This is a genomic window from Bacillus sp. GW823-FHT06A11 (assembly GCF_058795355.1).
In genome coordinates this window covers 409,151-432,833 of the sequence record NZ_JBXAHS010000003.1, presented here as the reverse complement: position 1 = coordinate 432,833, position 23,683 = coordinate 409,151, and the positions used below count along the sequence as shown (strand labels likewise).

Genomic DNA, 23,683 nt, shown 5'->3' with positions numbered 1-23,683 from the left:
TTGAGAATATACTTTGTTATCCCGCATTAACGGGCAGTAAAACCCCCACTGATTAAAGTTTCGCTTTATTACATTTACAATTTAAATAGTAGAACGTGTTTTTCGTAGTTCTCCAAACACCAATTATATTTTTTTATAATAATTGGATGGACTGCTTCTTTCGTAGTATCGACTTCAGTATAGCCATATTTCTTATAAAAGTTTTCTAATTCCTCAAAAGGAAGACAATATACATCTTGTATTTGTGATTTTCTCGCAGTTTCCACTAAAAATGAAACAAGCTCACCAGCTAATTGTAGCCCTCTAAATTGAGGCAGAATAAAAATTCCACCCATTTCTAAAGTATCTGCATCTATTTGGACTAATCGTCCAACACCTGCATACTCATTGTTATATGTAATAATTGCAACTTTATCTCTCTTTAAATCACTTCTTACAAATCCTATTGAGTCATATTGATTATTAACCCATTCTAAATCGTTAGATGTGGCCAATTGAATACTCATATACATCCTCCTTGGAAATACTAGCACTCTCTTCATTATATAGAACATAACATACTATATCAAAAGAACCTTGAGATAGCACATTTGTTTAAGTTATTAGTTAAAAGTTTGGGATTGCTGGCATTGAAATGTAGGCTTCACCAAACATAGGATAATAATCTTGTGAATTTAGTGTTACATAGTCAAAATAAAAAATAGTTCATGTGTTCGATAACGCACGATTGTTTAAGTGTAGAGAAAATCATAGGGGTGTTTTAATTAGTAGCTACTGTATTCATTGAAGCTATTAAGGAAATGTGGTAATCGCCAGTCTTATTGATACAAATCATATTAGGATTTAGTAAAAAACTCTTCCTGAAAAAGAGGGAGATTAAAGATAAGAGCACTTCGAAAAGTGCCCTTCAGTAACGACTACTCATTCTAAAAAGAAAGGATGCAATATATCATATGAAGTTTAGTGTATTTAATTATGGGCCTTTTATATAAAAGTTTTATTTTGTTCCGAATAAAAAGGCGGTTGTTTCCGCAACCACCTTTCAGTAAAACAAAGCACTTTTTATGAAATAAATTATGGATGATCCCTAAAAAAGGTTATAGGATATACCCACATTTTTATAACTAAAGTGACGAACTCAGGTTATAAGGAAGGAACAATTATATTGTATGAAATCTATTCTAGAGTAGTCACAAAGAAAGTTGTCTTCTTATTAGAAGGCAGCTTTTTTTATTAGAAAAAGAAGTAGAAGATTAAGTTACTTGTCCAAACAAATTTTAAAAAAATACATAAAATGCTATTAGTTAGTCAATATTTTAATATTGCTAATTTTTAAGACTAAAAGGGGTGATTTTATGTGTGAATGTGAAATTTGTAGACGAAAGAAAAATCGGGATCCATTAAACCGGGAGTTTGAGCCGAAAAAACGAGTTCCTGAGCCAAAAAAAGAGGACTGCGAATCAAAAAAAGAAGATTGCGAATCATTAAATTATTATTCATTTAGTAAAAATGCAAATTTTTTAGAAAAAGCTATACAAACAGATGAAATCGATCAAATTTCTGAGGAATATATTGAAATAGTAGATTCAGCAGATGTACAAGTTACTACTACAGATACAAAAGCTGCGCTATCTATCCAAGCTGCATTACAAGCAGCTATTGTGGTTGTGGTAAGTATTTCTATAGCAGATAGTGAAAAGGCAGATAAAATAACACAAGAATTGTTTCAAAAATCATCTATTAAACAAATTAATAGACAAAAAACATTTATTAAAAATTCCAGAAACGTAACCGTAACAACTACTGATACAGATATTGCAGTGAATATTCAAATTCTCCTTCAAATTTTATTAGCGTTACTAGTTAAATTAAATATTTTATAAAGTGTCTATCCCATTTATATTTAGCTATAAGGGTTCACTCTAAGTAAATATTTTTTTGTTGTAATATGTGGTACAAGCTTGGACTTCTCATTATGACTGAATTAATATTCAAGATTAATGGGAAATTAAGTGTGGAAAACTACACAATAACAAAGGTGAACTTATAATTTAACATTGAATAAAACTTATATATGTGAAGTAAAGGAAGGCTGTCTTCGTATTAGAAGACAGCTTTTTGATTTTATTAGTAAAAAGAAGTGAAAATAGAAGATTAAGTTACTTGTCCAAGCAATTTTTATTTAAATGCATATAATGCTGGTAGTTATTTGAAATTTTTATAGGAAACTGATAGGAGTGAACATTGTAAATGGATGATTTAAATAAATTTTCTTCCTTTAAGTTTGATAAGGATCAAAAGAATATAATTATAGACCTTTTACTCTCAGATATTTTTAATAGGCATGGAATCAATGAAGAAAAACTAAAAAATTTATCACCAGAAAAAAAGCAGCAAATTAAAAGTATTGTTTCTGAAATACAATCACAAGTTAATAATTATTTAGATTGAAAGGGGGTGAACGTATGGACAAAACATGTCATTCAGATGAAAATAAAAAGTGGAGTGCATTAGATTCCTCAAATCCTCATCCGTCTTTTAAAAATGCTAGCGTTTCAGAAGCAGCTGCGCAAGAAAGTAAAACGTACCAAATTTCTGAAGAATCTATTACAATTGTAGATTCAGCAGATGTAGAAGTTACTACTACAGATACAAAAGCTGCTTTATCTATTCAAGCAGCATTACAAGCAGCTATTGTGGTTATAATAAGTGTTTCTATAGCAGACAGTGAAAAAGCTGACCGTGTAGCACAAGAATTGTTTCAAAAATCATCTATTAAACAAATTAATAAACAAGAAACTGTTATTAGAAATTCTAGAAATGTTACAGTTACGACTACGGATACAGACATAGCAGTAAATGTTCAAATTCTTCTCCAAATTTTATTAGCTTTACTAGTAAAATTAAATATTTTATAAAATGTTTAACTTGTTTTTTATCTAGTGATTCTTACAGGTGAATATTCACTGTTTTAATTATAGTACAGGCTATAAATATTAATCATAACTGGACTAATATTTAACATCGCCAAAATAATAATGAGAACAATGTGATGGAAAATAAATTTTGGTTATTTTATGAAAATTTAAAAGCCATTTCCTTTATTGGATTTGGCTTTTAAATTTTAAACAGTATGAATTTGAAAAGATTATATTAAGATAAAGAATCAAAATATAATGATACAAAATACTTATAAAATTATTCGTGTTATAGAAAAATAATAAGAAAAAGGTGTTTAAAATAGAATCATTTTCATTAATAGTTCAAGTTTTGAAGAATAGTGCATACAATATAAAGTGTTTTCCTTTCTTCATTTAAGTTTTACGTATATAATTTAAAAGTACTATTTTTATTTTATTATTTTATATTTATAACAGAATAGAGGTTTAAAAATGGGTGTTAAAATCATTACGGATAGTGCGGCGGATTTACCAGTAGAATTGCTGCAAGCATATGATATTGATTTAATTCCACTCCGTGTATATGATGAAGCAGAAACAGAGTATTTAGATGGAGTAACATTAGAGTCAGTTACATTATTGCAAAAAATGAGAGAAGGCGCTGTTTATAGAACGTCATTGCCTTCACTTGAAACTTTCCAAGAAAAATTTGTTTCTTATGCAAAAGAAGGTAATCCTTGTATATATTTAGCTTTTTCATCTGAACTGTCTGGTACATATCAATCATCAGTTGTCATTAAAGAGGAAGTAAAAGAAACATATGTAGATTTAGATTTAGAAATTATTGATACGAAATGTGCTTCGCTTGGTCAAGGTCTTGTCGTTTTAGAAGCTGCTAAAATGGCAAAAGATGGCGCATCAAAAGAAGATATTTTAAACCGTGTCGCTTTTCTAATGAACCATATGGAGCACATCTTCACTGTAGCTGACTTACAGTACCTTGTTAGAGGTGGACGTTTAAGTAAAGTAGCTGGTTTTATCGGTGGTTTACTAAACATTAAGCCGATCTTAAACGTGGAAGAAGGAAAACTTGTACCACTTGAAAAGGTACGAGGAAAAAAGAAAGTATTAAGCCGTATTGTTGATATTATGGAAGAGCGTGGTAAAGACCTTAAAGGTCAAACAATCGGTATGACTCACGGTGACGATTTAGAAACAGCTGAAGCATTAAAAGCATTAATTACGGAAAGATTTGGCTGTGAAGTATTTATCGTAAATACAATTGGTGCAGCAATCGGAGCACATACAGGACCTGGCGTTATAACGTTATTTTTCTTAAATGAAGTAGAGTAAAGGATTGATCTTTTGATCAATCCTTTTTTATTTTTTAATCTGTGATAATCGGTCGTTATGGTATTGATGAAGATAAAACCTTTGAAGTTTTCCTATATCAAATGCAATCTTGTAGAGGGAGTATTTTTTATATGTGGAATGATACTTAATGGTAGAAGAAAAGAGTATAAATAAGAATGTATTTATAGGAATCTGAATATTTAATGATATCGAAATTTTGTCATTTCATATATAATTGTGTAGGGAGAAATATCTGTAACTATTTGTAAAAATAGGAGGCGGCTATAAAAATGCAAGAAATTGCTAGATGGGATTTAAATCGACTGTATTTGAATGAGGATATTCTATTTCCGATTTTGGAGTTGAAAGAGCAATATTTTGTAACAAAAGATGTAGAGATTCTTTCAAAGCTTATACAAGTTATTGAAAAAGCAGAATACTATTTGTACTGTCAATCGGTTGAAGAAAGTGTTTCATCTGACCTTACTAAATTGACTGTGAAAGTGAAGGAACTAAAAAGTGAAGTACAGCAAGTAATAAAACATAATGAAGTGGAAACTTCAGATAATACTAAGTTAATAAAAGATGAACTTAATGCGTGGGAAAATATGTACATACAATTACGGGATAGGATAGAAATAGCGCACAATAACAAACAATTATCATTTGGACAAGCAAATAACATTGCAATGAATAGTGATAATGAAAAGGAAAGATTAGAATTATTCGAGTTACTTACAAATGCATTAAATAAAGAAAAAGAAATCTTTGCTACTGTATTAAATCAAATAGGGAGATTACGTAATATAAAGAGTAATGAAATAGAAGATAGAGAGATTTTAACACAATCTTTTCATGCGAATGGCATTTCAGAAACTGTATTATTACAAATGTGGAATGTGACAGAAGAAAACCTTGATAAATTAGTAAGTGCTTTAAGCGTGTATAAGAAAGGGAAAGCTTCGATTACATGGCATGAACTTATGACAGTAAAGGAAAGTAATGAGGTTACTATTCCTTTTTCAGTAGCAGTACAAAACGTTTATGATGCATGTAAGAATATTGATGAAGAATTAGCAGTATTTGCACGTAATGCGATAGAAAGTGGATGGATAAATGCTGAACCGAGAGAGAATAAACCACCAGGTGGGTTTTGTGCTCCATTTTTCAGTGAGAAAGAATCGAGAATCTCCATGCGTTATGATGGGAGTATAGATAGTGTAAGAGTGCTCGCTCATGAATTAGGACATGCTTGGCATTTTTATAATATGAGTTTTGAACAATCTACATCTTTTTTAGATGATTATTTGCCGATGAGTACGGCTGAATCAGCATCTATTTTCTTTGAAACGGTACTCTTAAATTATCTAATTGAAACAACTGATAGTAAAGATATGAAAAAGGCATTGCTTAGCTGGAAAATAAGAAATAGTTTTAATTATGTAATGGCAATACGAGCATCGTATCAGTTTGAAAAAACATTTTATGAAAAATGTAAAGAGGGTCCATTAAGTGCTGATGAAATTGAGAAATTATCTATAATGGCACAAAAAGAAGCATATGGAAATTCTTTAAGTGAATACCAGCCGTTTGTATGGATGAAATATATTCAATTTTATATAGCAGATGTTCCTTTTTACAATTATCCATACACATTTGGATATTTAGTAAGTTTTAGTTTATTAGAAATAGCTCAAGAAAGTAAAAGTACTTTTCATCCGAAATATAAAGAGTTTTTAAGAGAAACAGGAAAGGCTCCAGTAGAGGAGCTTATGAAAAAATATTTTGAAATAGATATAAGAAATTATGAATTTTGGAATAAGGCTTTTATTCAAATTTCTAAAGACATTGATGAATATTTGCAGCTTATGTAAGGGGAGAGTATAGTGGATCAACAGTTTATAAAAGGTATACCTTTTTCAACTTTAGAATATGCAAAAGCTATAAGTTTATTAAAAGGTTGGATACATGAACAACAAGAGAAACCAAGGTTTGTAGTAACTGCAAATCCTGAAATTGTTATGTCTGCAAAGGAAAATACGGAAAAATCAAAGCAGTTTAAAAAGATGTTACTATCTGCGGATTTAATAACAGCGGACGGGATTGGTGTCATAATTGGCTCGAAAATATTAAAAGGAACTTTGAAAGAACGTGTTACTGGGGCGGATTTAACTCACGATTTAATAAAATATTGTAACGACAATGAATATCGTGTCTTTCTTTTTGGAGCCGCTCCAGAAAGTAATAAAAAGGCATTAGAAAAATTAAATGAGCAGTTCCCAGGAGCACAGTTTAAAGGACAGCATGGATTTGTAAATGGTGAAGAAATAGAAAAAATAAAAATAAAAATTAAGCAATTCAAGCCGCATTTACTACTCGTAGGACTAGGTTCACCAAAACAAGAAGAGTTCATCTATGAAAACATACAAACATTAAACGTTCCGCTATCTATTGGTATCGGAGGCATGATTGATATAGTATCTGGTACTGTAAAAAGAGCACCGAAAATGATGAGGGATACTGGAACTGAATGGCTGTATAGGTTACTCTCACAGCCGAAAAGATTGAAGAGGCAACTTGTACTTCCGAAATTTTTATTGTCGGTTATGTTAGAGAGAGTGAAAGGAATGCCAAGCTAAGAAAGGACAAGTAAGATGATAGAGCCGTTATCTAATGAAAAAGCTACAATGATTTTTCAAGAGCTGAAAGTAGAATGTGAAACTTTATTTGAATTTAAAATTCGAAATGCAATACCTATTCATCGTGGTTGGCTAAATTTGAAGTGGAAACTCGAAACGGATGCAGGGGATTTTGTATTAAAGCAATATAATCAAGAACGGTACAAAATGTATAACTCAGACCTTTTAATACAAGCATTACAACAACAGCAAAGATTACATAATAATGGTGTAAGTTGTCCAAGGGTATTAATTTATAAAAATAATGTAATGCATATATCAAAAAGTGATGAAAGATTTATAGTATTAGAACATAAGGAAGGTAGCTTAGTTTCACCAGGAAAAGTGAATCAAAAGGAAATTCACTCTCTTGGTCAGACGATAGGTTATATGCATAACTTGTTAAATGATGGCTCTTTAATAAAAGGAGAAAATCCTAAATTTGTTCCACCTACTAAAGAGGCGAGATTGAAACATTGGGAAGAAAAAATGAGAGAAGTAGAGAAGCTAGGAAAAGAGCACATTCTCTCTTATATAAAATTACAGCAAGAAGCAACACAATTGGTAAATACAGAACAATTTCATAATAGCCAACGGGGATGGGTGCACCGTGATTTATGGGTAGATAATTTCTTGTTTCTTAATGATAAAGTATCAGTGATTCTTGATTTTGATCGCATGGATTACGATTATGTAGAGTTAGATATTGGCCGTGTAGTTATATCGTGCGCATTAAGTGACGGAGTATTAAATAAGAGTATTGTTGCATCATTTTTAGAAGGGTACCGAAATGAAGTAGACTTTCCAGTAGGGAATATTGTTCGGGCAATTCAAATGCTTTGGTACATGGAGAGTACTTGGTGGATCCATGCCAATATGGATCAGCATAGTGTACCACCTTCACGCTTTGCAGATGAAATGAATTGGATAGCTGAAAATTATGGTGTATTACATAATATATTGGCCGACTTATAAATAAAGAGGAGACTACATACATGAACAGAATCGGCATTATTGGAGCAATGCAAATTGAAATAGATTTACTTTTAGAAAAACTAGTTATACAAGAGGAACAGACAATAGCGGGAATGCCTTTTTATATTGGAGAATTCATGGGAATAGAAGTAATTATTACACGTTCTGGTGTAGGGAAAGTAAATGCAGCTGCATGCGCGCAAACATTAATTCATAAATTTGATGTAGACTCTATCATTAATACGGGCGTTGCTGGCGGATTACATTCAGATGTAAAAGTCGGCGATATAGTTATTTCAACGAATGTTACTCATCATGATGTAAGTAAAACTCAAATGAAAAACTTATTTCCGTTCCAAGAGGAATTTATTGCAAGTAAGGAATTGGTAGAGTTAGCACGTAAAGCTTGTATTAGTAGTAGTTTACAGATTGCAGTTCATGAAGGAAGAATTGTCAGCGGTGAATGTTTTGTTGAAGATTCAAAGTTAAAGGCGAAATTAATAGACGAATACGCACCTCATTGTACAGAAATGGAAGGGGCAGCAATTGGACATGTTGCCTATATAAATGATATACCGTTTCTCATTATAAGATGTATTTCTGACAGCGCAGATGATGAAGCTCAAATTTCTTATGATGACTTCGCGAAAACTGCTGCGAATTATTGCTCAGAAATTATTATTGAGATGCTTAAAAATATATCTGGTAAAACCATAGTCCAAAAGGAGAGATAGGAATGTTACAAGCATTAATTTTTGATATGGATGGTACGTTATTTCAAACAGATAAAATTTTAGAATTATCATTAGATGATACTTTTGATCACTTAAGATCATTACAATTATGGGATACAGTAACACCAATTGATAAATATAGAGAAATTATGGGTGTGCCGTTACCGAAAGTTTGGGAAGCTTTATTACCAGACCATTCTATTGAAATAAGAGAACAAACAGATGCATATTTTTTAGATAGACTTATTGAAAACATAAAAAGCGGAAAAGGCGCTTTATATCCAAATGTAAAAGAAATATTTACATATATAAAAGAAAATAATTGTTCCATTTACATTGCTAGTAATGGTTCGAAAGAATATTTACGAGCAATCGTAACTTATTATGCTTTAGACAAGTGGGTGATTGAAACGTTTAGTATTGAACAAATACAATCGCTAAATAAAGGTGACTTAGTTAAAAGTATTATGAACAAATATGATATAAAAGAGGCAGCGGTAGTTGGTGACCGGCTATCTGATATAAATGCAGCGAAAGACAACGGTTTACTTGCAATTGGGTGTAATTTTGATTTTGCGCAAGAAGATGAACTTGCTCAGGCTGATGTAGTAATAGATGATTTAATGGAGTTGAAGGGGATATTACCTGTTGTACAGAGGTAAATAAAGTGTGTGCGTTTTTTGCCAAGTCCTATATGTCTTAGTTTATGGAGGGAATATGATTAAAAATAATTTTAAAATTAGTAATATTCCTGCGGCTTTATGGGGAGATAAGAGTGATAAAATTTTTATTGCAGTACATGGAAATATGTCAAATAAGGAAGATACAATTATTCAAATATTAGCTGAAGAAGCCAAACAAAAAGGTTATCAAGTATTAAGCTTTGATTTACCTGAGCATGGAGAAAGAAAAGATGATAATACTCCTTGCAAAGTACAGATTTGTGTTAGTGAATTATCTATAATTATGAATTATGCAAAAGAACATTGGAAAGAAATAAACGTGTTTGCATGTAGTATGGGAGCGTATTTTAGCCTTTTAGCTTATCAAAATGATGTGGTAGAAAAGGCATTATTTTTATCACCAGTAGTTAATATGGAACGAATTATCGAAAATATGATGAAATGGTTTAATGTAACACCAGAGCTTTTGCAAAAAGAAATGATTATAGAGACACCTATTGGTCAAAAGTTATATTGGGATTATTTATGCTATGTAAAAGAACATCCTATTAATATATGGAATATAGATACATATATTATGTACGGAGCCAAGGATGAACTGTGCGAATTTGAAACTATTAACTATTTTACAAAAAAACATCGTTGTGAATTAGAAGTTATGGAGACGGGTGAACATTACTTTCATACTGAAGAACAGTTAAAGATATTTGAACAGTGGTTACACAAACATATCGATTAACAAATTACAATTTATTTTGAACCTGTTAGAGAAGAATGAGAAATATATAAACTTATAGTATATTTGAGAGAATTTATAAATGGTGAATGTATACACTTAAACAAACACATGCTTTAATTCGATAAGAATTAAACAACTTTAAAGAGCCTTATCACACACTAGATTGTAGCAAGGCTCTTATATTTTCATAATAAAATTAATCAACTGTATTATCGGTTTAGATATGAAGTGAAGAATACGCACGCTATAAATTACATAAAGTAACAACCATAAAAATGCTCAGAATAAATGATTCTCGAGCATTTTATATATTTTCGTACTTAGGGGGAATGGACTTGAAAGATATACATATTCAACAAATAGAAAATTTAATGGGATATGAATTCAGTCATCTCGTTCAAGACAGTGAAGAAGAAGGTTTTAATTTCCTGATAAGGCTAATAAGTGAATATAAAAACGAAATAAATACATTCAATAAAACTGGAGAATGTTTATATGGTATTTTTCAAGGTGATATGTTAATTGGAGTTGGAGGTTTAAATGAGGATCCGTACACAAAAGACAATAAGATTGGGCGGTTAAGGAGATTTTATATTTCAAGGGATTATCGGCGTTTAGGGTTAGGGAACTTATTATTAAACCAACTATTATGTCATGCGGAAAAGTATTTTGAAGTGATTGTTTTACATACTGACACGAAGCAAGGGGATGTGTTTTATACTGCGAATGGATTTGTAAAAGGGGGATTATATAAGGGATCGAGTCACTACAAACTATTATAGAGATTGCTATCCAAATAATAGCTACGAACAGGTTTTTTGTTGGTAAATCGATATATCTTAAAAATCGCTGATATATGAAGTTGCGATCCTTATATTAAAAACCAACTTTTATAATTTCATTTACTAAATTGTTATTATAAAAAAGAGCACCTTAGCTTTTAAAATTTAGCTTATAAGGTGACTCCTTTTCAGTCAATTACGTTTTAACGTTCATTTGTTTCAATAATAATCCTGGTTTACCTTTTACATAATAAAAATGCGGATTATTTTCATCATCATAAAGCATAATATAAGGCTTTTCATTTAGTGGGAGCAGTATAAGTACTTCGTCTATTGTAGTGTGTAACCATTGATTAGTAATAGAAACCGGCTTAGATAATGGGATTTTTATCATATAGCCATCTTTTGGAACGACATTTAAGTTTTTAAATGGACCAGTAATTGCTTTAGCGTATTGAACTGCTTCTTTTTGGACTATTGGATCTAAAGATTGTTTTTGAATGACCATTTCTTTTTGACAATCAAACACTTCAATTTGTTGATTTGTATTTGCTAATGCATTTGTTGATAATAGAAATAAAAGAAGAGAAATGACCCCGATTTTTTTTATCATAATACAACACCTCACCATTACTATCCCCTCAAAAGCTTTAAATATTTTTCTGTCACATTCATGTAACAAAGATGTTGTATGATACAATTGGTTTTTGTTTAAAAGCAATGGAGGAAAAAATATGAAAGTTTTAATTGCAGATGACGAACAAGATATGTTAAGAATTTTAAAAGCTTATTTTGAAAAAGAAGGCTTCGAAGTTTTATTAGCGAAAGACGGAGAGGAAGCACTTCAAATATTTTATGATGAAAAAATTGATTTAGCTATTTTGGATTGGATGATGCCAAAACATAGTGGTATTACTGTCTGTCAGGAAATAAAAAAGAATTCAAGCGTAAAAGTATTAATGCTTACGGCGAAAAGTGAAAGTGAAGATGAATTAGCAGCACTTCAAAGCGGGGCAGATGAGTACGTGAAAAAACCATTTCATCCAGGAGTACTAATTACGCGAGCGAAAAAGCTTATTCAGCATGATGATATTATTCAAGTACAAGATGTAAAGATAAATTTCGCCAAAAATAAAGTATATAAAAATGATATAGAGTTAGAAATTACAAAAACAGAGCTCGAATTAATAAAATGCTTTTTAAATCATAAAGGAACGATTTTAACTCGTAAAAAATTGCTAGATATTGTATGGGGATTTGACTATTTTGGAGAAGAGAGAACGGTTGATACACATGTAAGAAGGCTGCGTAAAAAAATTGGAGAAAATATTATTAAGACGCATCGCGGGCTGGGCTATAGTTTGGAGGAACAAAGTGAATAAACTTGGGAAAAAGTTATTTTTAAGTATTTCTGCAACTGTTATTCTCATCTTTATGATTTCATTATTATTCATTAACAATCTCTTACCGAACTATAATATTTATAAAACACGTGAAAACTTAAATAAATTTACAACACAGATACAAAATACAACAGTGGAAAATATAGAGGATGTTATTCATACAATTGAAAGTGAAAATAACGTTACAATTGCGTATACGCCAATTAATCAGTCAGAAGATGCTATGAACGAAGCGTTACGCATGCAACTTACGAAAAAGAAAGTAACTTTAAATAAGCTTTGGATTACGAAAGACGAAGTTATGAAAGTGAAGACGGAAGGGCAATCGAATAAACTGTACGATCAAGGAAAGGTAAAAGCGAGTTTTTTTGCTAAATATATTGCGAAAGATGATACGATAATTTTAATTGGGACTTCCATTGCGAATTCAAATGAAATTATAAATACGTTAAATACATTTTACTTATACATCGTATGTTTCTCGCTCCTTCTTATTATTTTACTTGTGTGGATACTTTCAAAAATAATAACGACGCCACTTAAGGAGCTAAGTGATGTCGCTCAGGATATTTCACATTTGCAGTTTAAAAGAACGAAAGTGAAAACGAATGATGAAATAGGAGAGTTGGCCAATAGTATTAATATCATGAGTGAAAAACTACATGAGGCACATCAAGACTTAACTGATCGTAATGAACATTTAAAACGATTTATGGGTGATGTAACGCATGAATTAAAGACACCGATCGCATTAGTAAAAGCATACTCTATGGGGATTAAAGATGGATTAGATGATGGGACTTATGTAGATACAATTATTAAACAAACAGATCAAATATCAAACTTAATTGAAGAACTATTACGATTTTCTAAACTAGAAAGAGATATTTTACAAAAAGAAGAATTCTCCATTGAACCACTGGTCCAGAGTATATTAGATAAGCATCAGATTGACCTGGATTCGAAAGTAATTGACTTACAAGTAAACTGTAATACGGGTGATACAATCGTTTATGCAGATTTAAATAAAATGAGAATGGTATTTCAAAATTTAATTTCTAATGCAATAAAATATACAGCAAATCAAAGCATAATAATTACTTTAGAAGATAGAAATAAAAGTATATATTTTCAAATAAAAAATGGCATTCATACGGATAAAATTAAAGATACCGAGAAAATTTGGGAGCCTTTTTACGTACTAGAATCTTCTCGTAGTAAAGAAAAATCAGGTACAGGATTAGGACTAGCGATAGTGAAAAGTATTTTAGAAAGACATGGTTTTGAATATGGAGTTTCCTCTATAAATGGAGAAATTCAATTTTATATAAATGTGAAAAAGGACTAATGAAAATTTAGTCCTTTTTGCAGCTTTAGAGGTTAGCGATACAGGATGAATCACCAAAATTTTCAAAATTGATGTATTAAATGGAGAATTAGCAAATGTTCTACTTTCATTAAATTCACGTGAAGTTCACAGGGAAACGTTATATTTACATAGTTACATTTGAATTTAATGAAGTGAGGTATTCGGATTTGAAAAGAAAGAAATTAGTAATTGGTAGCATTTTAATGGGGATGACGTTATCTTTATCTGCATGTGGTTCATCAGATAATATTGTAACTACAAAATCAGGAAGCATTTCAGAAAGTGATTTTAACAAAAAATTAAAAGAAAACTATGGTAAACAGAATTTATCTGAAATGGTAGTAGAGAAAGTATTAAATGATAAATATAAAGTTACGGATGAAGAGGTAACGAAACAACTGAAAGAATTAAAAGACAAGATGGGCGATAATTTTAATACATATATGGAATCTAATGGTGTGAAAAATGAAGATCAGTTGAAAGAGAAATTAAAGCTTACTTTCGCTTTTGAAAAAGCTATTAAAGCAACCGTAACGGAAAAAGATATTAAAGATCACTATAAGCCAAAGCTTCAAGTTAGCCATATTTTAGTGAAAGATGAAAAGACAGCAAAAGAAATTAAAGAAAAATTAAATAGTGGCGAAGATTTCGCGGCATTGGCTAAACAATATTCAGAGGATCCAGGTTCTAAAGAAAAAGGTGGAGAACTATCTGAATTTGGACCAGGTATGATGGTGAAAGAATTTGAGGATGCTGCATATAAGTTAGAAGTTGGTCAATTGAGTGAACCTGTTAAATCTTCTTTCGGATATCATATTATTAAGCTAACGGATAAAAAAGAGCTTAAACCATATGAGGAAGAGAAAGAGAATATTCGTAAAGAATTAGAACAGCAACGTATACAAGATCCTCAATTCCATCAACAAGTTACTAGAGATCTGCTTAAAAATGCAGATATAAAAGTATCTGATAAAGACTTGAAAGATACCTTTAAAGAGTTAGAAAAATAATAAATGGAATGTAAGACAATCGATAGAAATATCGGTTGTCTTTTTCTCTATTTTTCCGGCTATTTGCCGGGCAGTAAGACCCCAAAACTCAAAATTCAGCGGAAGCAAAGAAGTTAGGTGGGGGCCCCGCTGCCCGTAAACGCCCGATTGGTGAGGGCTCACTTTATATAGAAGCTGGGAGTGGGAAAATACTTTCACACCTGTATTGAATTTTACTTAATAAGAAATCTTTGAGTTTCTCAACTATTATATAAAAATAAAACTGAATTTTCAGTTATTTTGTTATATAGTAAAAGAGAACGAATAAGGGGAGGGAACATTTTGAGTAAAAAGAAAATGGCAATTACACTGTCAGCAATGCTATCTGCAACAATTATACCTAGCTTTACTATGGATGTGCATGCAGAGAAGAAAGAAGAGACTAAAAATACGAAAATTGAATTAGAAAATGGGATGACAAAGCCGATTTATTCTCTCGATGAAGCCATTATCGAAAATTTATATGTAGAGACAGAAGTTGATAGTGATCGCGACGGTAAGAAAGACAGAGTATCGATAAAAGTTATGCGTCCAAAGACAGATTCGAATGTGAAGGTTCCTGTTATTTATGAAATGAGTCCATATCGATCTGGATTAAAAGATGTTCCTGTATATAATGTAGATGAAGAATTGTATGCGTATGAAGGAAAACCGTATGGAGCGGTTAATCTTGGTTCGTATGGGAACTATTACGTGCCAAGAGGTTATGCAGTTATTCTAGGCGAAAGTATCGGTACTGGAAAATCAGATGGATGCCCTACAACTGGAGATGAACAAGAAATACTCGGTACAAAGTCTGTTATTGATTGGGTAAACGGTCGCGCGAAAGCATTTACAGAACAGGGTGAGGAAGTTCAGGCAAATTGGTCTACAGGAAATGTAGGTATGACTGGAGTGTCTTATAATGGTACACTACCAAATGCTGTTGCGACTACTGGAGTTGAAGGTTTAAAAACAATTATTCCAATCGCAGCAATTAGTAGTTGGTATGATTATTATCGTGCAAATGGTGCAGTAATTGCGCCAGGCGGATATCAAGGAGAAGATACAGATAATATGGCAGAAGCAGTACTGACAAGGGAAAATCCTGAAGTTTGCGGACAAGTTATAAAAGAGTTAACGGCTGGACAAGACCGAAAAACAGGTAATTATAATGATTTTTGGGATAAACGCAATTATGTAAAAGATGCTAAAAATGTAAAAGCAAGCGTATTTGTTGTTCATGGTTTAAATGATTGGAATGTTAAGACGAAGCAGTTCGCGCAATGGTGGGATGCACTCGGAGAAAATCATGTACCTCGTAAAATGTGGCTACACCAAGGTGGTCATGGTGGGACATCAAGTAATAACTGGCAGCAAACACAAAATAAATGGTTAGATTATTGGTTGTACGGAATTGAAAATGGAATTATGGATGAACCAATGGTTGATGTGCAAAGAGAAAATAAATCGTGGCAAAAGATAAAAAATTGGCCAGATCCAGCGGCTGTACCTTCAAAAATCCGTATGTATTTAAGTAATAAATCAGTCAATTTTCCACTAAGTATGGGATCTGTTAATAAAGTTTTCTCATTCTTAGATGATGCACAAATGAAATCAAATCAATTAGTAGCAAACCCAGAATTAGAAGTAGCCAATCGATTAGTATATACAATGCCTGTACTGCAAAAAGATACACGCATAAGTGGTACACCAAAGATTTCAATTACAGGAAATATTGATCGATCTGTATCAAATTTAACAGCATTACTTGTTGACTATGAAGGAACGAAGCCGGAAATCGTAACGAGAGGCTGGATGGATCCACAAAACTTAAATAATATAGAAGATTCAACAGCGATTCAACCGGGCAAAGATTATACATTCACATGGGACATGCAGCCAGATGATTATGTCTTTAAAGCTGGACATCAAATAGGGATCGTTTTAATTGCTAGCGACTATGATTATACAATTAGACCGAAAGCGGGCACGAAACTTACAGTGAAATTAAGTGAAGTGACATTGCCGATTGTGAAATAAATATCTTTTCCAAAGAGCTTACTAAAGTAAGCTTTTTGTTTTATAGTCTGAATTTTTAATTTTATATTTCAAATTGGAAGGTTATGTAATACAATATCATTATATTATATGGAAAGTGAGTGATATATTATGACAGTCAGCTCTTTCGAAAGCGCATTAAAATTAGAGGTACGAGAAGATTAGTTGAATTGGAATCTTCCGTACGTAAAAACGGAGGAGAAAATAAATGTTTAGTTTTTATAGTACACTTTGTACGGAACTGTATGATTACACAAAACCAGTCGGTTATTCTTTAAATGGTGATATTGAGTATTACAAAGAACGTTTAAAAGATTGTAGAGGTAGAATTCTCGAAGCTGCAGTAGGTTCAGGGCGTGTCATCATTCCGCTTCTAGAGGCTGGTTTTAAAGTGGATGGGATAGATTATTCACCTGAAATGCTTGATTCTTGCCGTAAGCGGTGTAAAGAGAGAGGCTTACATCCTAATTTATATGAAGGAAGCTTGCAACAATTTTCACTTCCGCATAAATATGAGGCGATTATCATTCCTACTGGATCTTTTTGTTTAATTGAAAATCGTGTGGATTCTATAAACGCATTGAAATGTTTTTATGAACATCTTAATCCAGGCGGACGATTAATCGTAGATATTATGCTTCCGCATGACTGGAAGACTGGGGAAATTCATACATCGACTTTTTCTTTGCCGAGTGGAGACGGAATCACATTAGAAAATAAATCAATTGAAATAGATTGGCTGAACCAAGTTACTGTATCATATTTGAAATATGAAAAGTGGAGTAAAGGACAGCTAGTACAAACAGAGTTACAACGTTTTGCGCTGCGCTGGTATGGAATAGTAGAGTTTAAACTCCTTTTAGAAAGTATAGGTTTCTCTAACATTACTTGTTCTGCTGAATATGTTTATGAAAAAGAACCGTCAAATGCAAATCAAATGATTACTTTTGAAGCTCTGCGAAACGAAAAATAGAGAACTATCTATGGAAACAAGGCAGTCAATACAAAATCGACTGTCTTGTTTCCATTGTCCAAGCATTCTCCTACTAACTACATATACTATTTATGTTAAAATCGGTCACTATTTTAAACAGGACTGCTATTTTAATATATATAACTATGCAGGGAAGAGGGGAGAATAAATTTGGAGAACGTAGAACAAGATAGAATTGAAAATCAAGTGTATTCAAATCGTGTAGTAAGATCAGAATTTGATTCGAATTGGGAAACTTGTATATCAAAGAGTGGTTATGTAATTTATGTAGCAACAAGTAATAATGCTGAAGTAATAGTGCTTCTTGCAGATGGTTCAAGTAAATTATTAATTTTCGAAAAAGGCGGTAAAGTAGTAGTTGGTGGCGGTGGAACAAGTCATTACAGTAAGCCGCATATTGCAAGAAATATTTAAGGTAAAACATGTTAATTGAGAAGAAGCTGAAAGACGGTTAGTCATTCATATTTAGAGAATGACTAACCGTTTTTAAATGTAGTTTTTGAAGAATTATATATGTTATAGTATAATAGTGTTTTAAAACAATGTTATTTTAATATATTTCAAATTTTGTTATGTATTATTTTTATATTAAATTAGCACCTAAAGTATTTTTTTATATAAGGAGTAGTAATTAGAGAAATGAAAAATATAGACTTTATACTAGAAAGTGATGAGGCATTAAAACCGTCTGAACGATTAGTACTATTATTATTAGAGAAGCATAGAATGTTATATACGAACGATCTATTGGCATTATCAAATTTATCATATAAAACATTAACAGATTCATTAACGGCGCTTGTTTTAAAATCGTATGTGTTAAAGGAAACAGGTAAGGGAAGAAGACAGAATTGCTATAGATTAGTATGATAAGGCAGCTGTTTTAGAGATTTTTACATATGTTTTTTAATCGTAAGGCGAAAATGTGTTTTTGGTTTTCAAACGAAAAACTTACTATAAGAGGGGCTAAGATAGTAGTATTTCATTTTTGTAAGTGTAATTATTTCGTCATTGAAAATACAAAAATAAAATAAACCGCATAAAACAGAAATAAAAAAACAATCCATTTTAAAAATGGATTGTTTTTTTATTGGAATAATATTATTTGATATGTTGAAAGCATGAATAGCAGAATAAACATTACCTGTTTTAGTTCATGCAACTGAACGAATACGATGAAAACTATGTGTATAGTTTTTTTTATTGCTTTTTTCAGTAACTCTAATGAAATCATAGTCTTTATTGTTTAAAGGTATTATTTTAAACATTATTGCTATTCAACATTAAGTACAAAAGTAATTTATAATATTATTATGTAAACTTAAGTTTTTAAAAGGAAAATGTAATAATTAATAGAACATGTAGAAGGGGATGCTTAAATATTTTGAATGATAGGAGATTATTATGGAGCATTTACAATCAATAGTACAAGCTGTTTTAAGTGGTCATAAGGAAAAAGTAGTGGAGTTTATAAAGGCGAGTCCAAGTATTGTTAACGAATGTAGTGAAGATGGATGGACACCACTTCATTTAGCAGCTTATTTTGGACAGAAAGAAATAGCGAGTTTTCTTTTAGAAAGCGGTGCAGATATACATAGTAGAGCGAAAAACGAAAATGAAAATACGCCTTTGCAAGCAGCAATTGCGAACAAGCAAAGTGAACTTGTTGCTTTCTTAATTGAAAAAGGATCAGATGTAAATATTATGCAAAGTGGTGGCTGGACAGGACTTCACGAAGCGGCATTATTAGGAAATGAAGAAATAATTATGTTACTCCTTAAAAATGGAGCTAATAAGATGATAAAGAAAAATGATGGGAAAACAGCGTATGATATTGCATTAGAAAAAGGATATGATCATCTATTACATCATTTGAAACAGGAAGTGAACTTATGATGAATAAATGGAGTGTTGGTATATTTTTATTTAATGAAGTAGAAGTGTTAGACTTTGCAGGGCCATTTGAAGTTTTTTCTGTAACTGAGGTGAATGAAGAAAAACCATTTACTGTTTATACCGTTAGCGAGAATGGGGAAATGATTACAGCAAGGAACGGATTGAAGGTACAGCCAGATTATAGTATTGAAAATTTACCACCAGTGGATATTTTAATAATTCCGGGTGGGCTAGGTGCTAGAGAATATGAAATAAAAAATGAAATAGTAATAAAATGGATTCGCCAACAAATGAAAGAAGTAAAGCTGATGACTTCAGTTTGTACAGGAGCGCTATTACTGGCGAAAGCAGGTTTACTGGAAGGTTTAAAAGCAACAACACATTGGGCTAGTATTGAAAAGTTTAAAAATGAGTTTCAAAATGTTGAAGTTATAGAAAATGTAAAGTTTGTAGATGAAGGACATATTATAACATCTGCCGGAATTTCAGCTGGAATTAATATGGCATTTCATATTGTGAAAAACTTGTTAGGTATGCATGTTGCGGAGGACACAGCGAAGCGAATGGAGTATGATATTAGTTTGCCAAATTAAAAAGCCCGGATTGGGCTTTTTATATTGAATGAATATAGTTAAGCTCTTCATCACTCAAAATAGGGCGAACAGATGCATTTGCATTTTCTTGTGCTTGCATTCCGGTTTTGGCACCAGGAATTACAACACTTACTGCCGGATGAGAGAGTACATAGCGAAGTGCAAGTTGCCCTAGGGTCTGATTTTTATTTGAGAGCAATCGAAGTTTTTCTACGGTTTGTAAGTCTTCTTGAAACCAAGTTTCATTTGGCCATTCTTTGCGTAAATCTCCATCTGGAAAAATTGTTTTATTTGTGAATTTTCCAGTTAAAATGCCCATTTTTAATGGACCACGAATAATAGCTCCTAGATTTTTCTCTTGTAAGAATGGTAATATATCTTTTTCAGGTTTTCGATTTAATATATTGTAATCAAGTTGTACGATATCAATTTCGTTGTTGTTATTGAAATGATGAATGTATTGTAAATCATGAGTCGAAACACCGACTGCCCTTACTTTTCCATCACGTTTTAATATGTCAAATGCACGTAGAAATGCTTCTGTTTCTCTACGATTATGCCACCAAATATGACAAAAATAAAGATCAATATAATCTGTTTGAAGACGTTGTAAACTTGTTTCAAATACGGCGATGATTTTTTCGGGAGTATCATATACAGGAACTCCATTAGGGTCGTAGTGGTGTCCGATTAAACCACCTTTCGTTGATAGGATAATATCATTACGATGTCCTTTAATCGCGGTAGCCACCAACTTTTCACTATGTCCTAAACCATACACATCCGCAGTATCAATAAAATTCACACCACACTCAATTGCTTTTTTTATAGCAGTTATAGATTGTTTATCGTTAACAGGTCCCCATTCATCACCACCGATTGCCCATGCCCCAAAACCTATTTCAGAAACAGTTATTCCAGTTTTACCTAATGTGCGGTAATGCATATTTCCCCTCCTTGTAAGCATGTTATAACATGGATATGTGAGGTAAGAATTTTGTGTGTGAAAAAACTCTTCTACAATAGTAGAAAAAGAATTACAGAAACTACTATTTTATAGCAGCATGTATAAAAAAAAACGGTGTAAATGTAGAAATGTCGTCGAATGCTATCTTTAATTGGTTAATTTATGGGATATTTTTGTGAAGGAGTTTATTTTATAAGAATAGAATTTAGTTTAGTAAGAAAACGTGCCGATGATAGTGAAAAATATGGGTTAGGGGGATTTGAATGAGGAAACTCAAACGAGTAAATGTTCCTAATATACCAGAACAATCATCACAACCTAGTGACAAGCGTAAGATAAATAAAAAGAAGTTAAGGCGTCTTATTTTAATGGTCCTTTTTATTGCGGCAACTACTCTGTATGTTCAATATATTTTAACGAAACAACAAGAAGTAATTGATAAAAAGAAAGATACGATTACGGATCAAAAGAAACAATTAGTATCTTTAAAGAAAGATAAAGGTTCTTTAAAGACTAACATAGAAAATTTAACAGACGATGAAGAAGAAATTTTGAAGTTTGCGAGAAAAGAGTATCAATTTTCTAAGTCAAATGAAACTATATTTGTGATGCCAAAGTAATAAAAAACAGCTAGCCATTGAACTGCACCTCCAATTGTTAGACACCGTCTAACAATTGGAGGTGCAGTTTTTTATGTATGAATGTCATGGTACAAGGAACAATCACATATTGTAAAAATGAAGAGTTTAAGCTATTTGCATAAATATGGAATATGCACTAAAATAAATGTTGTTAAAATTCTGTTAATTATATTATAATACAAGGTAAGCGGATACATTTTTTAATCAACGTTGAGTTCCTCGCTCATACGACTATTAAGAAACCCGTTATCCTCGTATAAGAAAGGAAGATAGCTGTGTACGCTTCAAATACAATTTATATCGTAGGGGATGCGAAAGCACCTCAAAATAATCCCATTACTGAAAAGTTTAAAAGCTATTTCGTAGCATTTGTACTTGTTAAGGATACAGGGGAAATTGTAGATGCAGACTGCTCAGCGACAATTGCATTAACATCTCAATTTGTTAAATATTTATTTCTACATAAAAATATAAATGACCCGGCGTTAGTAATGGAAGTAAAGAACCGATATTTCGGCTCTTCTCAAAAAGCGTTACTTGTAGCGCTAAAAGATGCACAGAAAAAATATAATCAGATTGCTGCTTTGTCTACTCAATCATAGACAAAATCCAGCCGTAAGAATCATTCTTATGGCTGGATTTTTTTATTTCACATTATCATCCTACACCAAAAGTAAACGAAAACAAAGTAGAGAGATAGGAGAGTAAATGCTCAATAGGTTTACCTAATAATCTGTGGGTATAAATTTCCAGTGGATTAAGATTTCACTTCATTGGAAGAAGAAAGGATGAACAAAATGAAAATTACAGACGTAAAAGTAAATCGTAGACGTATAAAACTGCATACACCGTTTAAAACCGCACTTCGCACTGTAACAGAAATTGAAAGTATAGATGTTTATATTCATACAGACGAAGGATTGATTGGTAAGGGGGCTGCAGCCGCAACGCCAGTTATTACGGGTGATTTCACCAGTGGAATGGAAGAAGCGATTTTAGGACCGATGCGTTCATGTTTAATTGGTCAAGATATCATTCAGTTTCAGCAGTTACTACAGCGCATTCAAATGAGTTGTATTGGAAATTCAAGTGCGAAAGCAGCGGTAGATATCGCTTTATATGATGTATATTGCCAATATCAAAATGTGCCGTTATATGCATTGTTAGGCGGGAAGAAAGAAATTTATACCGATATTACAGTGAGTGTGGATGAGCCTGTATTAATGGCAAAAGAAGCGAAGAAACATATAGAAAAAGGATTTCAAACATTAAAGATTAAAGTGGGTAAAGAGGCGCATTTAGATTTGGAACGTATTGAGGCAATTCGAAATGTGGTACCAAGAAATACGACATTACGTTTAGATGCGAATCAAGGTTGGAGTCCAAAAGAAGCGATCTCTATCATTCAAGAGATGGAAAATCGTAATTTAAATATAGAATTTATTGAACAACCAGTACACGCGAAAGATTGGGATGGGTTAAAGTACGTCAAAGATCGTGTGCAAACGCCAATTATGGCCGATGAAAGTATATTTTCAGCAAGTGATGCATTAAAGCTCGTTCAAGGAAGATACGCAGACTTAATTAATATTAAATTAATGAAATGTGGTGGCATACGTGAAGCATGGCGTATTGCAGATATCGCAGAAACGGCTGGTGTGAAGTGTATGGTGGGAAGCATGATGGAATCTTCACTTTCCGTTAGCGCTGTTGCACATTTAGCGGCAGCACATCCTAATATACATTATTTTGATCTTGATGCACCGCTTTGGTTAATGGAAGAGCCAGAAGGAATGACTTATTCTGGATCAAAGGTAAACCTTCAATCGACAATGAATAGTAAGTCTTAGGAAAAGAGACTAGTAAATTATTTTTTTAAGGGGGATA

26 protein-coding genes are annotated in these 23,683 nt (G+C 32.1%); 23 read left to right on the top strand and 3 right to left on the bottom strand.

The genetic code is table 11. The features are described from left to right. Positions 1–74: 74 nt before the first annotated feature. Positions 75–506 carry a GNAT family N-acetyltransferase gene (locus AC1Q8L_RS16390; protein WP_000027160.1) on the bottom strand — a complete coding sequence of 144 codons (432 nt, stop codon included), beginning with the start codon at positions 504–506 and terminating at the stop codon, positions 75–77. 849 nt (positions 507–1,355) lie between these two features. Here AC1Q8L_RS16390 and AC1Q8L_RS16385 point away from each other — a divergent pair. The 11 genes from AC1Q8L_RS16385 (at position 1,356) to AC1Q8L_RS16335 (ending at position 10,844) form a co-directional block, all read left to right on the top strand. Next, complete coding sequence (locus AC1Q8L_RS16385) at positions 1,356–1,883, top strand: spore coat protein (RefSeq protein ID WP_492339470.1); 528 nt, start codon at positions 1,356–1,358, stop codon at positions 1,881–1,883. 367 nt (positions 1,884–2,250) lie between these two features. Continuing rightward, positions 2,251–2,451 carry a spore coat protein W gene (locus AC1Q8L_RS16380; RefSeq protein WP_000342253.1) on the top strand — a complete coding sequence of 67 codons (201 nt, stop codon included), beginning with the start codon at positions 2,251–2,253 and terminating at the stop codon, positions 2,449–2,451. A 14-nt stretch (positions 2,452–2,465) separates the two neighbouring features. Beyond that, positions 2,466–2,918: a spore coat protein gene (locus tag AC1Q8L_RS16375; protein WP_000361677.1), complete on the top strand. Its 453-nt coding sequence runs from the start codon at positions 2,466–2,468 to the stop codon at positions 2,916–2,918. Between the two features lie 474 nt (positions 2,919–3,392). After that, the gene (locus tag AC1Q8L_RS16370) at positions 3,393–4,253 is read left to right on the top strand and encodes a DegV family protein (RefSeq protein WP_000538280.1); all 861 of its coding nucleotides are present in this window, start codon (positions 3,393–3,395) and stop codon (positions 4,251–4,253) included. A 290-nt stretch (positions 4,254–4,543) separates the two neighbouring features. Then, on the top strand, positions 4,544–6,127 hold the full coding sequence (locus tag AC1Q8L_RS16365; protein ID WP_001155360.1) for a M3 family metallopeptidase: 1,584 nt from the start codon (positions 4,544–4,546) through the stop codon (positions 6,125–6,127). 12 nt (positions 6,128–6,139) lie between these two features. After that, on the top strand, positions 6,140–6,892 hold the full coding sequence (locus tag AC1Q8L_RS16360; RefSeq protein ID WP_000372650.1) for a WecB/TagA/CpsF family glycosyltransferase: 753 nt from the start codon (positions 6,140–6,142) through the stop codon (positions 6,890–6,892). Between the two features lie 15 nt (positions 6,893–6,907). Then, complete coding sequence (locus tag AC1Q8L_RS16355) at positions 6,908–7,906, top strand: phosphotransferase (protein WP_086387411.1); 999 nt, start codon at positions 6,908–6,910, stop codon at positions 7,904–7,906. 20 nt (positions 7,907–7,926) lie between these two features. Next, positions 7,927–8,640, top strand: a complete 714-nt coding sequence (locus tag AC1Q8L_RS16350; RefSeq protein ID WP_001079715.1) for a 5'-methylthioadenosine/adenosylhomocysteine nucleosidase — start codon at positions 7,927–7,929, stop codon at positions 8,638–8,640. Between the two features lie 2 nt (positions 8,641–8,642). Beyond that, positions 8,643–9,302, top strand: a complete 660-nt coding sequence (locus AC1Q8L_RS16345) for an HAD family hydrolase (protein ID WP_098311776.1) — start codon at positions 8,643–8,645, stop codon at positions 9,300–9,302. Between the two features lie 55 nt (positions 9,303–9,357). Then, positions 9,358–10,062, top strand: coding sequence for an alpha/beta hydrolase (locus AC1Q8L_RS16340; protein ID WP_000594614.1), 705 nt, complete (start codon positions 9,358–9,360; stop codon positions 10,060–10,062). Positions 10,063–10,397: 335 nt separating this feature from the next. Continuing rightward, positions 10,398–10,844, top strand: coding sequence for a GNAT family N-acetyltransferase (locus AC1Q8L_RS16335; protein ID WP_000651687.1), 447 nt, complete (start codon positions 10,398–10,400; stop codon positions 10,842–10,844). Between the two features lie 196 nt (positions 10,845–11,040). Here the strand turns inward: AC1Q8L_RS16335 and AC1Q8L_RS16330 are convergent, their stop codons facing one another. Next, positions 11,041–11,457, bottom strand: coding sequence for a hypothetical protein (locus AC1Q8L_RS16330; protein WP_000591776.1), 417 nt, complete (start codon positions 11,455–11,457; stop codon positions 11,041–11,043). A 121-nt stretch (positions 11,458–11,578) separates the two neighbouring features. Here AC1Q8L_RS16330 and AC1Q8L_RS16325 point away from each other — a divergent pair, with 121 nt between their 5' ends. The 9 genes from AC1Q8L_RS16325 (at position 11,579) to AC1Q8L_RS16285 (ending at position 20,188) form a co-directional block, all read left to right on the top strand. Continuing rightward, the gene (locus tag AC1Q8L_RS16325; protein WP_000865979.1) at positions 11,579–12,226 is read left to right on the top strand and encodes a response regulator transcription factor; all 648 of its coding nucleotides are present in this window, start codon (positions 11,579–11,581) and stop codon (positions 12,224–12,226) included. Continuing rightward, positions 12,219–13,595, top strand: coding sequence for a sensor histidine kinase (locus tag AC1Q8L_RS16320; RefSeq protein WP_016512677.1), 1,377 nt, complete (start codon positions 12,219–12,221; stop codon positions 13,593–13,595). Before AC1Q8L_RS16325 ends, AC1Q8L_RS16320 begins: the two co-directional genes overlap by 8 nt. 188 nt (positions 13,596–13,783) lie before the next feature. Beyond that, positions 13,784–14,626, top strand: coding sequence for a peptidylprolyl isomerase PrsA (locus tag AC1Q8L_RS16315; protein ID WP_001987511.1), 843 nt, complete (start codon positions 13,784–13,786; stop codon positions 14,624–14,626). Positions 14,627–14,947: 321 nt separating this feature from the next. Beyond that, on the top strand, positions 14,948–16,687 hold the full coding sequence (locus AC1Q8L_RS16310; protein ID WP_000038297.1) for a Xaa-Pro dipeptidyl-peptidase: 1,740 nt from the start codon (positions 14,948–14,950) through the stop codon (positions 16,685–16,687). A gap of 226 nt (positions 16,688–16,913) precedes the next feature. After that, positions 16,914–17,678, top strand: coding sequence for a class I SAM-dependent methyltransferase (locus AC1Q8L_RS16305; RefSeq protein WP_000490914.1), 765 nt, complete (start codon positions 16,914–16,916; stop codon positions 17,676–17,678). 171 nt (positions 17,679–17,849) lie between these two features. After that, complete coding sequence (locus tag AC1Q8L_RS16300) at positions 17,850–18,113, top strand: hypothetical protein (RefSeq protein ID WP_000432429.1); 264 nt, start codon at positions 17,850–17,852, stop codon at positions 18,111–18,113. A 225-nt stretch (positions 18,114–18,338) separates the two neighbouring features. Then, positions 18,339–18,569, top strand: coding sequence for a hypothetical protein (locus tag AC1Q8L_RS16295; RefSeq protein ID WP_000789031.1), 231 nt, complete (start codon positions 18,339–18,341; stop codon positions 18,567–18,569). Between the two features lie 534 nt (positions 18,570–19,103). Next, on the top strand, positions 19,104–19,595 hold the full coding sequence (locus AC1Q8L_RS16290; protein ID WP_000400689.1) for an ankyrin repeat domain-containing protein: 492 nt from the start codon (positions 19,104–19,106) through the stop codon (positions 19,593–19,595). After that, positions 19,592–20,188 carry a DJ-1/PfpI family protein gene (locus AC1Q8L_RS16285; protein WP_000981422.1) on the top strand — a complete coding sequence of 199 codons (597 nt, stop codon included), beginning with the start codon at positions 19,592–19,594 and terminating at the stop codon, positions 20,186–20,188. Before AC1Q8L_RS16290 ends, AC1Q8L_RS16285 begins: the two co-directional genes overlap by 4 nt. Positions 20,189–20,207: 19 nt before the next feature. Here the strand turns inward: AC1Q8L_RS16285 and AC1Q8L_RS16280 are convergent, their stop codons facing one another. Beyond that, entirely contained in the window at positions 20,208–21,134 is a 927-nt protein-coding gene (locus AC1Q8L_RS16280) for an aldo/keto reductase (protein WP_000559354.1), read from the bottom strand. A 284-nt stretch (positions 21,135–21,418) separates the two neighbouring features. On the opposite strand from AC1Q8L_RS16280, the gene AC1Q8L_RS16275 reads away from it, so the two are divergent. From AC1Q8L_RS16275 to AC1Q8L_RS16265, 3 genes are all read left to right on the top strand, one after another. Then, the gene (locus AC1Q8L_RS16275; RefSeq protein ID WP_001228739.1) at positions 21,419–21,775 is read left to right on the top strand and encodes an FtsB family cell division protein; all 357 of its coding nucleotides are present in this window, start codon (positions 21,419–21,421) and stop codon (positions 21,773–21,775) included. Between the two features lie 296 nt (positions 21,776–22,071). After that, a complete protein-coding gene (locus AC1Q8L_RS16270; protein WP_000271314.1) occupies positions 22,072–22,398 on the top strand; it encodes a DUF3870 domain-containing protein in 327 nt (108 codons plus the stop codon). Positions 22,399–22,584: 186 nt separating this feature from the next. Beyond that, positions 22,585–23,646 carry a dipeptide epimerase gene (locus AC1Q8L_RS16265; protein ID WP_140158900.1) on the top strand — a complete coding sequence of 354 codons (1,062 nt, stop codon included), beginning with the start codon at positions 22,585–22,587 and terminating at the stop codon, positions 23,644–23,646. The last annotated feature ends 37 nt before the right edge of the window (positions 23,647–23,683 follow it).